This is a genomic window from Streptacidiphilus sp. MAP12-33 (genome assembly GCF_041261265.1).
Classification (GTDB): Bacteria; Actinomycetota; Actinomycetes; order Streptomycetales; family Streptomycetaceae; genus Streptacidiphilus.
The window spans coordinates 1-14,335 of record NZ_JBGCCA010000058.1 but is presented as its reverse complement, the minus strand read 5'-3'; the positions used below and the strand labels follow the sequence as shown (position 1 = coordinate 14,335).

General features: G+C 70.8%; 11 protein-coding genes. All 11 read left to right on the top strand.

From position 1 onward, the window contains the following. The first annotated feature begins 8 nt into the window (after positions 1-8). Entirely contained in the window at positions 9-2,540 is a 2,532-nt protein-coding gene (locus tag ABH931_RS37975; protein ID WP_370124237.1) for an NADH-quinone oxidoreductase subunit G, read from the top strand. Further along, on the top strand, positions 2,540-3,892 hold the full coding sequence (gene nuoH / locus ABH931_RS37970) for an NADH-quinone oxidoreductase subunit NuoH (RefSeq protein WP_370124267.1): 1,353 nt from the start codon (positions 2,540-2,542) through the stop codon (positions 3,890-3,892). Before ABH931_RS37975 ends, nuoH begins: the two co-directional genes overlap by 1 nt. Continuing rightward, positions 3,882-4,457: an NADH-quinone oxidoreductase subunit NuoI gene (gene nuoI / locus ABH931_RS37965; protein WP_370124234.1), complete on the top strand. Its 576-nt coding sequence runs from the start codon at positions 3,882-3,884 to the stop codon at positions 4,455-4,457. The genes nuoH and nuoI overlap by 11 nt, the downstream gene beginning before the upstream one ends. Beyond that, positions 4,454-5,311, top strand: a complete 858-nt coding sequence (locus ABH931_RS37960) for an NADH-quinone oxidoreductase subunit J (RefSeq protein WP_370124232.1) — start codon at positions 4,454-4,456, stop codon at positions 5,309-5,311. The genes nuoI and ABH931_RS37960 overlap by 4 nt, the downstream gene beginning before the upstream one ends. Further along, the gene (gene nuoK, locus ABH931_RS37955; RefSeq protein ID WP_037605876.1) at positions 5,308-5,607 is read left to right on the top strand and encodes an NADH-quinone oxidoreductase subunit NuoK; all 300 of its coding nucleotides are present in this window, start codon (positions 5,308-5,310) and stop codon (positions 5,605-5,607) included. Before ABH931_RS37960 ends, nuoK begins: the two co-directional genes overlap by 4 nt. Positions 5,608-5,626: 19 nt before the next feature. Continuing rightward, the gene (gene nuoL / locus ABH931_RS37950; RefSeq protein WP_370124229.1) at positions 5,627-7,525 is read left to right on the top strand and encodes an NADH-quinone oxidoreductase subunit L; all 1,899 of its coding nucleotides are present in this window, start codon (positions 5,627-5,629) and stop codon (positions 7,523-7,525) included. Further along, positions 7,522-9,138, top strand: a complete 1,617-nt coding sequence (locus ABH931_RS37945; RefSeq protein WP_370124227.1) for an NADH-quinone oxidoreductase subunit M — start codon at positions 7,522-7,524, stop codon at positions 9,136-9,138. The genes nuoL and ABH931_RS37945 overlap by 4 nt, the downstream gene beginning before the upstream one ends. Positions 9,139-9,143: 5 nt before the next feature. Beyond that, complete coding sequence (nuoN, locus tag ABH931_RS37940; protein WP_370124224.1) at positions 9,144-10,763, top strand: NADH-quinone oxidoreductase subunit NuoN; 1,620 nt, start codon at positions 9,144-9,146, stop codon at positions 10,761-10,763. Between the two features lie 173 nt (positions 10,764-10,936). Continuing rightward, positions 10,937-11,947: a polyprenyl synthetase family protein gene (locus tag ABH931_RS37935; protein ID WP_370124221.1), complete on the top strand. Its 1,011-nt coding sequence runs from the start codon at positions 10,937-10,939 to the stop codon at positions 11,945-11,947. A gap of 46 nt (positions 11,948-11,993) precedes the next feature. Further along, positions 11,994-12,722, top strand: a complete 729-nt coding sequence (locus ABH931_RS37930; RefSeq protein WP_370124218.1) for a response regulator — start codon at positions 11,994-11,996, stop codon at positions 12,720-12,722. A gap of 105 nt (positions 12,723-12,827) precedes the next feature. Further along, a partial coding sequence (locus tag ABH931_RS37925; protein WP_370124215.1) for a 2-oxoacid:acceptor oxidoreductase subunit alpha occupies positions 12,828-14,335 on the top strand: 1,508 nt, incomplete at its 3' end.

Genomic DNA, 14,335 nt, shown 5'->3' with positions numbered 1-14,335 from the left:
GTGTTGGCGTGACCGCGACGGTCCCCGAGAAGAAGACGGACAGCGACCTGCTGACCGTCACCGTCGACGGCGTCGAGGTGAAGGTGCCCAAGGGCACCCTCGTCATCCGCGCCGCCGAGATGATCGGTGTGGAGATCCCGCGCTTCTGCGACCACCCGCTGCTGGCCCCGGCCGGCGCCTGCCGGCAGTGCATCGTCGAGGTGGAGGGCCAGCGCAAGCCGGTCGCCTCCTGCACGATGGAGTGCGCCGACGGCATGGTGGTGAAGTCACAGCTCACCTCGCCCGTCGCGGAGAAGGCGCAGCGCGGCGTGATGGAGCTGCTGCTGATCAACCACCCGCTGGACTGCCCGGTCTGCGACAAGGGCGGCGAGTGCCCGCTGCAGAACCAGGCGCTCTCGCACGGGCAGGCCGAGAGCCGCTTCGAGGGGGTGAAGCGGACCTACGAGAAGCCGATGCCGATCAGCACCCAGGTGCTGCTGGACCGCGAGCGCTGCGTGCTGTGCGCGCGCTGCACCCGGTTCAGCGAGCAGATCGCCGGTGACCCGTTCATCGAGTTGCTGGAGCGTGGGGCGCTCCAGCAGGTCGGCACGGGCGCGGGCGACGACTTCCGCTCGTACTTCTCCGGCAACACCATCCAGATCTGCCCGGTCGGCGCGCTGACCTCGGCGGCCTACCGGTTCCGGTCCCGGCCGTTCGACCTGACCTCCTCGGCGAGCGTCTGCGAGCACTGCGCGAGCGGCTGCGCGACGCGGACCGACCACCGGCGCGGCAAGGTGCTGCGGCGCCAGGCCGGTGACGAGCCGGCGGTGAACGAGGAGTGGAGCTGCGACAAGGGCCGCTTCGCGTTCCGCTACGCGCAGCAGCCCGACCGGCTCCACACGCCGCTGGTCCGGAACGCCGACACCGGCGAGCTGGAGCCCGCCTCCTGGCCGGAGGCGCTGGCCAAGGCCGCCGCGGGGCTCGCGGGCAAGCGGGCGGGAGTCCTGGTGGGTGGTCGCGCGACGGTCGAGGACGCGTACGCGTACAGCAAGTTCGCGCGCGTCGCGCTCGGCACCAACGACGTCGACTTCCGGGTGCGCGTGCACAGCGCGGAGGAGGCCGAGTTCCTGGCCGCCGCCGTCGCCGGGCACGGCGTGGACCTGGACGGCAACGGCGTCGGCGGCCACGAAGCGCTCGACTACGCGGCGCTGGAGGGCGCGAAGACGGTGCTGCTCGCGGGCTTCGAGCCCGAGGACGAGTCGCCGATCGTCTTCCTGCGGCTGCGCAAGGCGGCCCGCACGCGCGGCACGAAGGTCTTCTCCATCGCGGCCTGGGGCTCGCGGGGCCTGGCCAAGATGGGCGGGACACTGCTCCCCGCGGCGCCCGGCACCGAGGCCGAGTGGCTGGAGGCGCTGGCCGAGGGCGAGCCGCTGGACGGTTCGGCGGGCGAGGCGGCGCGGCTGCTGCGCGAGCCCGGCGCCGTCGTGCTGGTCGGCGAGCGGCTGGCCGGTTCGCCCGGCGGCTACAGCGCCGCGCTGCGGCTGGCCCGGATCGCGGGCGCGCGGCTGGCGTGGATCCCGCGCCGGGCGGGCGAGCGTGGGGCGGTCGAGGTCGGCGCGCTGCCGAACCTGCTGCCCGGCGGGCGTCCCGCCACCGACCCGGAGGCGCGCCGGCAGACGGCCGCCGCCTGGGGCCTGTCCGAGCTTCCCGCCCGCTTCGGTCGTGACACCGGCGCCATCCTGACCGCCGCCGCGTCGGGCGAGCTGGACGCGCTGGTCGTCGGCGGCGTCGAGATCGACGACCTGCCGGACCCGGCCGCTGCGGACGAGGCGCTGGAGCGGGTCGGCTTCGTCGTCAGCCTGGAGCTGCGGCCGAGCGCGGTCACCGCGCGGGCCGACGTGGTGCTGCCGGTCGCGGCGGTCGCCGAGAAGGCGGGCACCTTCCTGGACTGGGAGGGCCGGGTCCGCTCCTTCGAGGCGGCGCTCAAGCCGGACCAGATGACGCAGCGGCACCTGAACGACGACCTGCGGGTGCTGCACATGCTCGCGGACGCCATGGACCGGCACCTGGGCCTGCCGGACGTGATCGCGGCCCGCCGCGAGCTGGACGCCTTCGGGCCCTGGCGCGGCGACCGGACGGACGCGCCGATCGAGCTGGCCCGTCCGCTGCCGCGCCCGAGCGCGGGCGAGGCGGTGCTGGCCGGCTGGCGGCAACTGCTCGACAACGGCGTGCTGCAGCAGGGCGACCCGGCCCTGGCCGGCACCCGGCACCCGGCCGTGGCCCGGCTCTCGCCCGCCTCGGCGGCCGAGGTCGGCGTCGCCGACGGCGCGCGGCTGACGGTCACCGGCCCGGCGGGCAGCGTCACGCTGCCGCTGGCGATCACGCCCGAGCTGCCGGACCGGGTGGTCTGGCTGCCGCTCAACTCGACGCCGGGTGGCGCGGCCCGAGGCCTGGGCGCGGTGCCGGGCCGGATCGTGGCGCTGGCGTCCGCCAACGAGACGGAACAGCTGGCGATGGAGGCGCGTGACATGGAGGCTCGTGAGATGGAGGCGGGCCGGTGATGCATCACACGGTGCTGCTCGCGACCGAGGACCTGAGCTTCTTCGGGCGCGACCCCTGGTGGCTGGTGCTGCTCAAGGCGGTGTTCTGCTTCGCGTTCCTGGTCGTGACGGTGCTCGTCGCCATCGTCTGGGAGCGCAAGGTCGTCGCCTGGATGCAGCTGCGTATCGGCCCCAACCGGCACGGCCCCTGGGGCCTGCTGCAGAGCCTCGCCGACGGCGTGAAGCTCGCGCTCAAGGAGGACCTGGTCGTCACGGCGGCCGACAAGGTGGTCTTCATCCTGGCGCCGATCGTCTCGGCGATGCCGGCCTTCATGGCCTTCGCGGTGATCCCGTTCGGCCCGGCGGACCACGAGATCTCCATCTTCGGCACCCGGACCACGATGCAGCTGACCGACCTGCCGGTCGGCATCCTGTTCATCCTGGCCACCGCCTCGATCGGGATCTACGGCATCGTGCTGGCCGGCTGGGCCTCGGGCTCGACGTATCCGCTGCTCGGCGGCCTGAGGTCGGCGGCGCAGATGGTCTCCTACGAGATCGCGATGGGTCTCAGCTTCGCGGCGGTCTTCCTCTACTCGGGGTCGATGTCGACCTCGGCGATCGTGGACGCGCAGACGCACACCTGGTTCGCGGCGCTGCTGCCGGTGAGCTTCATCGTCTACCTGGTGTCGATGGTCGGTGAGACCAACCGTGCGCCCTTCGACCTCCCCGAGGCCGAGGGCGAGCTGGTCGGTGGCTTCAACACCGAGTACTCCTCGCTGAAGTTCGCGATGTTCATGCTGGCCGAGTACATCAACATGGTCACCGTCTCGGCGGTCGCCAGCGTGATGTTCCTCGGCGGCTGGCGGGCGCCCTGGCCGATCAGCACCTTCTGGGCCGGTGCCAACCACGGCTGGTGGCCGATGCTCTGGCTGATCGTCAAGATCCAGCTGCTGCTCTTCGTCTTCATCTGGCTGCGCGGCACGCTGCCCCGCCTGCGCTACGACCAGTTCATGAAGCTGGGCTGGAAGGTGCTGATCCCGGTCTCGCTGGTCTGGCTGGTCCTGGTGGCCACCGTCCGGGCGCTGCGCAACCAGGGCTACAACTTCGGTCACGTGGTGCTCTACGTGGCGGGCGGCGTGGTCGCGGTGCTGCTGCTGTCGATCCTCGTCGACATGCTGCGGCCGAAGAAGGCGGGACCGTCCGACGTCCCCGCCGGCCCTGCGCCGTTCGATCCGATGGCGGGCGGCTTCCCCGTCCCGCCGATGCCCGGGCAGCAGCTCCCGGCCGTGCCGCGACGGCCGTCGCGGGTCGGGGGCCCAGCGGGCGAGTCCACCACTGTTCCTGCACTGAAGGGAGACGACGGTGCCTTCTGAACATTCTTCTTGGGGCCTCGGCCCCGCCGCAGGCTTCGGCGTGACCTTCAAGGCCATGTTCAAGAAGCGCCTCACCGAGCAGTACCCCGAGTACAAGAAGCCCACCGCGCCCCGGTTCCACGGCCGCCACCAGCTCAACCGGCACCCGGACGGCCTGGAGAAGTGCGTCGGCTGCGAGCTGTGCGCGTGGGCCTGCCCGGCGGACGCCATCTACGTCGAGGGCGCCGACAACACCGACGAGGAGCGCTACTCGCCCGGTGAGCGGTACGGGCGGGTCTACCAGATCAACTACGCCCGCTGCATCCTGTGCGGGCTCTGCATCGAGGCCTGCCCGACCCGGGCGCTCACCATGACCAACGAGTACGAACTCGCGGACAGTTCCCGCGAGTCGCTGATCTTCACCAAGGAGCAGCTGCTCGTCGGGCTGACCGAGGGCATGGTCGACTCGCCGCACGCCATCTTCCCCGGCATGGACGAGCGCGACTACTACCAGGGCCACGTCACCGAGGCCGCGCCGGGCACGGAGCAGCAGGTCGCCCACAGCAAGGGGGAGGTGGCCTCGTGACCTCCACCGGTGAGGCCGTCCAGTTCTGGGTGCTGGCGGTGATCGCGGTCGGCGGAGCCCTCGGCACGGTGCTCTGCCGCAAGGCGGTCCACTCGGCGCTCTGCCTGGCCGGGACGATGATCGCGCTGGCGATCTGCTACCTGGCCGAGGGCGCGGTCTTCCTCGGCATCGTGCAGATCGTCGTCTACACCGGCGCGATCATGATGCTCTTCCTCTTCGTCGTGATGCTGGTGGGCGTCTCCTCGGCCGACTCGGTCAAGGAGGTGCTGAAGGGCCAGCGGGTCGCCGCGGTGGTCGGCGGGCTCGGTTTCGGCGTGCTGCTCTGCGCGGGCATCGCCAACGCCGACCTGCGGAACTTCACCGGCGTCGGGGCGGCCAACCAGGCGGCGGGCGGCAACGTCCAGGGCCTGGCACGGCTGATCTTCACGCAGTACGTGTGGGCCTTCGAGGTCACCGGCGCACTGCTGATCACCGCGGCCGTCGGGGCGATGGTGCTGACGCACCGCGAGGCCACCGAGGTCAAGCAGGGCCAGCGCGAGCTGGCCGAGCAGCGGGTCCGCCTCGGCACGCAGGTCACACCGCTGCCGGCGCCCGGTGTCTACGCCCGCCACAACGCGGTCGACGCGCCCGGCCTGCTGCCGGACGGCACCCCGGCCGAGATCAGCGTCAACCCGACGCTGCGCGAGCGCGGCCAGATGCGCCACCTGGGCAGCGACCTGCTGCGCCGCATGGGGGAGTTGGAGCAGTCCACGGCGGGCTGGCTCGGCCGCAAGGCGCCGAAGCCGCGCAGCGGCGCCGAGTTGGCGAACGTCGAGCAGACGGCGACCGAGCAGCGGGAGGTGGAGTCGAAGTGAACCCGGTCAACTACCTGTACCTGGCCGCCCTGCTGTTCACCATCGGCGCCGTCGGCGTGCTGGTGCGACGCAACGCGATCGTGCTGTTCATGTGCGTGGAGCTGATGCTCAACGCCTGCAACCTGGCCCTGGTCACCTTCTCCCGGCTGCACGGCAACCTGGACGGGCAGATCATCGCCTTCTTCACCATGGTGGTCGCGGCGGCCGAGGTGGTCGTCGGTCTGGCCATCATCGTGAGTGTCTTCCGCACCCGTCACTCGGCCTCGGTCGACGACACCAACCTCATGAAGCTGTAGCGGCGGAGGCTGACGAGAAGTGGACAATCTCATCCCCGTACTGGTTGCGGCTCCGCTGCTGGGAGCGGCCCTGCTGCTCTGCGGCGGGCGCCGCCTGGACCGGGTCGGGCATCTGCTCGGCACGTTCCTGGCCTTCGCCTCCTTCGGCGTGGGGCTCGCCCTGTTCTTCTCCATGCTGGGCCGCACGGCCGACCAACGGCCCATCCACGACCACCTGTTCACCTGGATCCCGGTGAACGGCTTCCAGGCCGAGGTCGGCTTCCAGCTGGACCAGTTGTCGATGACGTTCGTGCTGCTGATCACGGGTGTCGGCTCGCTGATCCACCTGTACTCGATCGGGTACATGGCGCACGACGAGAAGCGGCGCCGGTTCTTCGGCTTCCTGAACCTGTTCCTCGCGGCCATGCTGCTGCTGGTGCTGGCCGACAACTACCTGCTGCTGTATGTCGGTTGGGAGGGCGTGGGTCTCGCCTCTTACCTGCTGATCGGCTTCTGGCAGCACAAGCCCAGCGCCGCGACCGCCGCCAAGAAGGCGTTCCTGGTCAACCGCGTCGGCGACGTCGGCCTGTCCGTCGCGGTCATGCTGATGTTCACCACGTTCGGGACCTTCGCCTTCACGCCCGTCTTCGCGGACGCGCCCAGGGCGACGCAGGCGACGCTGACCGGCATCGGCCTGATGCTGCTGCTGGCGGCCTGCGGCAAGTCGGCCCAGGTGCCGCTGCAGTCCTGGCTCGGTGACGCGATGGAGGGCCCGACCCCGGTCTCGGCCCTGATCCACGCGGCGACGATGGTGACCGCCGGCGTCTACCTGATCACCCGCTCCTCGGCCATCTTCAACCTGGCGCCCACGGCCCAGTTGGCGACGGTGGTGGTCGGCGCGGTGACGCTGCTCTTCGGTGCGATCGTCGGTTGCGCCAAGGACGACATCAAGAAGGCGCTGGCCGGCTCGACCATGTCGCAGATCGGCTACATGGTGCTGGCGGCCGGTCTCGGACCGATCGGCTACGTCTTCGCGATCATGCACCTGGTCACCCACGGCTTCTTCAAGGCCGGGCTCTTCCTCGGCGCCGGATCGGTCATGCACGGCATGAACGACGAGGTCGACATGCGCAAGTACGGCGGGCTCGCGAAGTACATGAAGTGGACCACGGCGACCTTCGGGCTCGGGTACCTCGCCATCATCGGCGTCCCGCCGTTCTCGGGCTTCTACACCAAGGACAAGATCATCGAGGCCGCCTTCGGCCACGGCGGGACGGAGGGCTGGATCCTCGGCACCTGCGCCGTGGTGGGCGCGGCGGTGACGGCGTTCTACATGTCCCGCGTCATGCTGATGACCTTCTTCGGCGAGAAGCGCTGGGCCGAGGACGCCAACGGCAACCCGCCGCACCCGCACGAGTCGCCGAAGGTCATGGTGATTCCGATGGTGCTGCTGGCCTTCGGCTCGGTCGCGGGCGGCTTCCTGTTCAACTGGAACAACTCCTTCGTGAACTGGCTCAGCCCGGTCACCGGCCATACCGAGGGCAACCCCCCGCTGAACCCGACCGTGATCCAGATCGTGACCGGTGTCGTGCTGGTCCTCGGTGTGGCCGTCGCCTGGGTGATGTACGGGCGCAAGCCGGTCCCGGCCACGCCGCCGCTGGGCTCGCTGCTCACCCGGGCCGCCCGCCGCGACCTGCTCCAGGACGACATCAACCACGTGGTCCTGGTCAGCGGCGGCTCGCACCTGACCCGCTTCCTGGTCTACCTGGAGGGCAAGGGCCTGGACGGGCTGGTCAACGGCATCGCCGCGCTGATCGGCGGGACCTCCGGACGGGTGCGCAAGGTCCAGAACGGCTATGTCCGCTCCTACGCCCTGTCGATGTTCGGCGGGGCCCTGGTGCTGGCCGTTACCACGCTGCTGATGAGGGCCGTCGCATGAGCTCTTTCCCCCTGCTGACCGTCACCGCCGCGCTGCCGGCGGTCGGCGCGATCCTCACCGCCGCGCTGCCCGCCGCCACGAACGCCCGCAGCCGTGACCGCAACAAGGTCGTGCCGCTGGCGTTCTCGCTGGGCACGCTCGTGCTGGCCTGCGTCGCCGCCGCCCGGTTCGTCCCGGGCGGGGCGCGGTTCCAGATGACCGAGCACCACGCCTGGATCTCCCAGTTCGGCATCGGCTACAGCCTCGGCGTCGACGGCATCGCCGTGGTGCTGGTCCTGCTGACCTCGGTCCTGGTGCCGTTCGTCATGCTGGCCTCCTGGCACGACGCCGACCCGACTCCAGTCATCAGCGGCTCCGCCGCGGGCGACGACCGCAACACCTTCGAGCGTAAGCGTCGCACCCAGGGCTTCTTCGCCCTGATCCTCGCGGTCGAGGCGATGGTGGTGCTCTCCTTCGAGGCCACCGACGTCTTCCTCTTCTACGTCTTCTTCGAAGCGATGCTGATCCCGATGTACTTCCTCATCGGCGGCTTCGGGGACCGGACCAAGGGCGAGGACGCCAGGCAGCGCAGCTACGCGGCCGTCAAGTTCCTGCTCTACAACCTGCTCGGCGGCCTGGTCATGCTGGCGGCGGTGATCGGTCTCTACACGACCACCCACACCTTCGACCTGACGGCCATCACCACCGGCCTGCAGAACGGCACGATCCACTTCTCGCCGGTCGCCGAGAACGCGCTCTTCCTCGGCTTCATGTTCGCCTTCGCCGTCAAGGCGCCGCTCTGGCCGCTGCACACCTGGTTGCCGAACGCGATGGGCGAGGCCACGGCCGGAGTCGCGGTGCTGATCACGGCGGTGGTCGACAAGGTCGGCACCTACGCCATGCTGCGCTTCTGCCTGAACCTGTTCCCGCAGGCCAGCAAGACCTTCGCACCGGCGATCCTGGTGCTCTCCGTCATCGGCATCATCTACGGCGCGCTGCTGGCGGTGGGCCAGAAGGACATCAAGCGCCTGGTCGCCTACGCGTCGATCTCGCACTTCGGCTTCATCATCCTCGGCATCTTCGCGCTGACCAGCCAGGGCCAGTCGGGCGCGGCGCTGTACATGGTGAACCACGGGGTCTCCACAGCCGCCTGGCTGCTGGTGGCGGGCTTCCTGATGTCCCGTCGGGGCAGCAGGCTCATCGCCGACTACGGCGGCGTGCAGAAGGTCGCCCCGGTGCTCGCCGGGACGTTCCTGATCGGCGGCCTGGCGATCCTGTCGCTGCCGGGGCTCGGCCCGTTCGTGTCGGAGTTCCTGGTCCTGGTCGGCACCTTCGAGCGCTACCCGGCGCTCGGCATCGTCGCCACCGCTGGCATCGTGCTGGCCGCGCTCTACGTGCTGGTGCTCTACCAGCGCACCATGACCGGCCCGGTCAAGCCCGGCAACGAGGGCGTCGGCGACCTGAAGGCCCGTGAGCTCGTCGTCGTGGCGCCGCTGATCGCGATGCTGCTGGTGCTGGGCATCTACCCGAAGCCGATCGCGGACATCGTCAACCCGTCCGTGAACCAGACGCTCTCCCAGGTGGGGCGGACCGATCCGGCTCCCCACGTCAACGCCATCGGAGGTGGCCAGTGACCGGCATGACGCTGGCAGCGGCGATCCCGCCGATCCCCGCGCCGCACATCGAGTACCTCCAGCTCTCGCCGATGCTGGCGGTCTTCGGCGCCGCCATGCTCGGCATCCTGGCCGAGGCCTTCGTGCCGCGCCGGCACCGCTACGCGGCGCAGGTCGGCATCGCGCTGGCGGGCCTGGCGGCCTCCTTCGGGCTGATCCTCTACCTGGCCCTGGACGGCTACGCCACCAACAAGGCCGACCTGGCCGCGATGGGCGCGGTCGCCGTGGACGGGCCCTCGCTGTTCCTCCAGGGCGTGATCACCCTGGTCGCCGTCGTCGCGGTGCTCCAGTTCGCCGAGCGGCGGCTGGAGCCGCGCTCCTCGACCGGCGCGGCCGTGGACGCGTTCGCGCCCGAGGCGGCCGCCGTGCCGGGCAGCGACGCGGAGCGGCGGGCGGCGACCTCCGGGCACGCCACCACCGAGATCTACCCGCTGACGCTGTTCGCGGTGGGCGGGATGCTGCTCTTCCCGGCCGCCTCGGACCTGCTGACCATGTTCGTGGCGCTGGAGGTCTTCTCCCTCCCGCTCTACCTGATGTGCGCGCTGGCCCGGCGCCGCCGGCTGCTCTCGCAGGAGGCGGCGGTCAAGTACTTCCTGCTGGGCGCGTTCTCGTCCGCGTTCTTCCTGTTCGGGCTGGCCCTGGTCTACGGCTACGCGGGCTCGGTGCAGTTCTCGCAGATCGCGGCGGTGGTCGAGGGCAAGGCGACGATCACCCCGGCGCTGGCCGTCACCACCGGCAACGACGCGCTGCTGCTGATCGGCCTGGCCATGCTGGGCGTCGGCCTGCTCTTCAAGGTCGGCGCGGTGCCGTTCCACATGTGGACGCCGGACGTCTACCAGGGCGCGCCGACGCCGGTCACCGGCTTCATGGCGGCGGCCACCAAGGTGGCGGCCTTCGGCGCCATGTTGCGGCTGCTCTACGTCGCCTTCCCCGGCCTGGCCTGGGACTGGCGGCCGGTGCTGTGGGGCGTGGCGATCCTGACCATGGTGGCCGGTGCGGTTATCGCGGTGACGCAGACCGACGTGAAGCGCCTGCTGGCCTACTCGTCGGTGGCGCACGCGGGCTTCATCCTGACCGGCGTGATCGCGCTGGACCGGGCCGGGCTCGGGGCGGTGCTCTTCTACCTGGCCGCGTACTCCTTCGTGACGCTCGGCGCCTTCGCCGTCGTCACGCTGGTGCGCGACGCGGACGGGGAGGCGACGCACCTGTCGCGCTGGGCCGGGCTCGGGCGGCGCTCGCCGCTGCTGGCGGCGGTCTTCGCGCTGTTCCTGCTGGCCTTCGCGGGCATCCCGCTGACGAGTGGCTTCACGGGTAAGTTCGCCGTCTTCCAGGCGGCGTCCGGCAGCGGGGCCACCGCGCTGGTCATCGTCGGTGTGCTGTCCTCGGCGGTGGCGGCGTTCTTCTACATCCGGGTCATCGTGCTGATGTTCTTCTCCGACCCGCGCGCCGACGGCCCGACCGTGGCCGTGCCGAGCGCCATGACGGGCACCGCGATCGTGCTGGGCGCGGTGGTCACCGTGGTGCTGGGCGTGGCGCCGGAGTACTTCCTGCACCTCGCGAACCAGGCGTCGGCGTTCGTGCGGTGAACCGTTCCTGAACGGTTCCCGATCGTTTCCGAAGTGACGGAACAACCCGTGTGCGCGCCCGGTCCGCTCTCGCAGTGGGCCGGGCGCGCTCCGTGATCCACAGCCGACCGGATACGCTGCCCTTGTTGGCTGCTTCCCGGCCATCCACCCGACCAGCGCAAGGAGTGTTCCCGGTGACCGTCGTGGGGCCCTTCGGGCTGAGCGTGCAGGACCAGGCACTGGAGACCGACGTCCGCCTCGGGCTCGCCGCCGTCGAGACGGCGCTGGTCGAGGCGACCAAGAGCGACGTGCCGTTCATCACAGTCGGCGCACAGCATCTGCTCCACGCGGGCGGCAAGCGGTTCCGTCCGCTGCTCGCGATCCTCGCCGCCCAGTTCGGTGACGCGAACGCGCCGGGCGTGGTCCCGGCCTCCGTCGTCGTCGAGCTGACCCACCTGGCGACGCTCTACCACGACGACGTGATGGACGAGGCGTCCATGCGCCGCGGTGCGGTCAGCGCGAACGCCCGCTGGGACAACTCCGTCGCCATCCTCACCGGCGACTTCCTCTTCTCCCGCGCCTCGCAGATCCTGGCCGACCTGGGCCCTGCCGCGGTGCGGCTCCAGGCCCAGGCGTTCGAGCGGCTGGTCACCGGCCAGATCCTGGAGACGGCGGGGGCGGGGCCGGACGACGACCCGGTCCGCCACTACCTGGACGTGCTCTCCGGCAAGACCGGCTCGCTGATCGCCGTCTCCTGCCACATGGGCGCGCTGCTGGCCGGGGCGGAGGAGTACGTCTGCGACATACTGACCCAGTACGGCGAGCGCATCGGCATCGCCTTCCAGCTGGCCGACGACGTGCTGGACATCGCCAGCGACAGCCACGAGTCCGGCAAGACGCCCGGCACGGACCTGCGCGAGGGCGTCCCCACGCTGCCGGTGCTGCTGCTGCGCGCCTCCGAGCCCGACCCGTCCGTCCCGGGCGACCTGCGGCTGCGCGAGCTGACCGCCGGCCCGATCGAGGACGACGAGCTGCACGCCGAGGCGCTGCGCCTGCTGCGCGCCCACCCGGCGCTGGCCCAGGCTCGCGAGGAGACGCTGCGCTGGTCCGAGGAGGCCCGCGCGCTGCTGCGTCCGCTGCCGGACTGCTCGGCGAAGACGGCCCTGGAGGGCCTGTGCGACGCGGTGGCGCTGCGCACGATGTGAGCGGAGCACCGTGTGCGGGGGCGTCCGCGCCCCTAGCATGGTGATCATGTCTGCCCAGCCTGCCGGATCCCAGCCTGCCGGAACCCAGCCAGTCGGATCGCAGCCCGCACCGCTCCGTGTCGTCATCGCCGAGGACTCCGTACTGCTCCGGGAGGGGCTGACCCGACTGCTCACCGACCGCGGCCTGGCCGTCGTCGGCGCGGTGGAGGACGGCGTGGCGCTGCTGGCGCTGGTCGACGAGCTCGCGGCGTCGCCGGAGGGCGTCCCGGATGTGGTGGTGGCGGACGTGCGGATGCCGCCGACCCACACCGACGAGGGTGTGCGGGCCTGCATCGCCCTGCGGGAACGCCACCCGGGCGTCGGCACGCTGGTGCTGTCGCAGTACGTGGAGGAGCGCTACGCGTCGGAGCTGCTGGCCGGCTCGACGCGCGGGGTCGGGTACCTGCTCAAGGACCGGGTCGCCGAGGTGCGCGAGTTCGTGGAGGCGGTGTCCCGGGTGGCCGGCGGTGGTACCGCGCTGGACCCGGAGGTGGTGGCCCAGCTGCTGGGCCGTAGCCGCAAGCGGGACGTGCTGGAGGACCTCACCCCGCGCGAGCGGGAGGTCCTCGGGCTGATGGCGGAGGGCCGCAGCAACGCGGCGGTCGCACGGCAGCTGGTGGTCTCCGACGGGGCCGTGGAGAAGCACGTCAGCAACATCTTCGCCAAGCTCGGCCTGGCCCAGAGCGCCGAGGACCACCGCCGGGTGCTGGCCGTGGTGGCCTACCTGAACTCCTGATGCCCCGTCAGATATCCTGGTCGTGTGTTCCCCGCCCGTGGCGTTCCGCGGGCATAGGATCTTTAGCGCGGAGCACCACCATCGGTGACGAGGGAGGCCCACGTCGTGACCAGCAGGGTCGAGGAGACGGGTTCCACGTTCGACGAGTCCCGGCCCCCCGGGGGCAAGCCCGTGCGGCGGTTGGATCGTGTGGTGATCCGGTTTGCGGGTGATTCGGGTGACGGGATGCAGTTGACCGGTGACCGTTTCACGTCGGAGACGGCGGGGTTCGGGAATGATCTGTCGACGTTGCCGAATTTCCCGGCGGAGATCCGGGCGCCTGCGGGGACGCTGCCGGGGGTGTCCAGCTTTCAGTTGCATTTCGCGGATCATGACATTCTGACGCCGGGGGATGCTCCGGATGTGCTGGTGGCGATGAATCCGGCGGCGTTGAAGGCGAATCTGGGGGATCTGCCGCGGGGTGCGGAGATCATCGTGAACACGGACGAGTTCACGAAGCGGGCGCTTTCGAAGGTGGGCTGGTCGGCGGATCCGTTGGACGACGGGTCGTTGGCGGGGTTCCGGGTGCATCCGGTGGCGCTGACGTCGTTGACGGTGGAGGCGCTGAGGGACACGTCGCTGGCGCGGAAGGACGCGGAGCGGGCGAAGAACATGTTCGCGCTCGGTCTGCTCAGCTGGATGTACCACCGTCCGACGGAGGGGACCGAGGGTTTCCTGCGGAGCAAGTTCGCGAAGCGGCCGGAGATCGCCGAGGCGAACGTGCTGGCGTTCCGGGCGGGGTGGAACTACGGGGAGACGACGGAGTCGTTCGCGGTCTCGTACGAGGTGGCCCCGGCGGCGAAGGCGTTCGCGCCGGGCCGGTACCGGAACATCACCGGCAACCTGGCGCTGGCGTACGGGCTGATCACGGCGTCGCGGCAGTCGGGCCTCGGGTTGTTCCTGGGGTCGTACCCGATCACGCCGGCCTCGGACATCCTGCACGAGCTGTCCAGGCACAAGAACTTCGGGGTGCGGACGTTCCAGGCGGAGGACGAGATCGCCGGGATCGGTGCGGCGCTGGGTGCGGCGTTCGGTGGTTCGCTGGGTGTGACGACCACGTCCGGGCCGGGTGTGGCGCTGAAGTCCGAGACCATCGGGCTGGCCGTGTCGCTGGAGCTGCCGCTGGTCGTCGTCGACATCCAGCGCGGCGGGCCGTCGACGGGGCTGCCGACCAAGACGGAGCAGGCGGACCTGCTCCAGGCGATGTTCGGCCGCAACGGCGAGGCGCCGGTCCCGATCGTGGCGCCTGCGTCGCCGGGGGAGTGCTTCACGATGGCGCTGGAGGCGGCGCGGATCGCGCTGGCCTACCGCACCCCGGTGTTCCTGCTGTCCGACGGGTACCTGGCCAACGGCAGCGAGCCGTGGCGGGTGCCGGAGGTGTCGGAGCTGCCGGACCTGCGGGTGGAGTTCGCGACGGAGCCGAACCGTGAGGACGGGTCGTTCTGGCCCTACCTGCGGGATCCGGAGACCTTGGCGCGTCCGTGGGCGGTGCCGGGGACGCCGGGGCTCGAGCACCGGATCGGCGGGATCGAGAAGCAGGACGGGACGGGGAACATCTCCTACGACCCGGCCAA

Bases quoted from the DNA above. Each gene is read 5' to 3' on its own strand.
- ABH931_RS37945 (WP_370124227.1), top strand. From the start codon at position 7,522: ATGAGCTCTTTCCCCCTGCTGACCGTCACCGCCGCGCTGCCGGCGGTC.
- nuoN (WP_370124224.1), top strand. From the start codon at position 9,144: ATGACGCTGGCAGCGGCGATCCCGCCGATCCCCGCGCCGCACATCGAG.
- ABH931_RS37930 (WP_370124218.1), top strand. From the start codon at position 11,994: ATGTCTGCCCAGCCTGCCGGATCCCAGCCTGCCGGAACCCAGCCAGTC.
- nuoH (WP_370124267.1), top strand. From the start codon at position 2,540: ATGCATCACACGGTGCTGCTCGCGACCGAGGACCTGAGCTTCTTCGGG.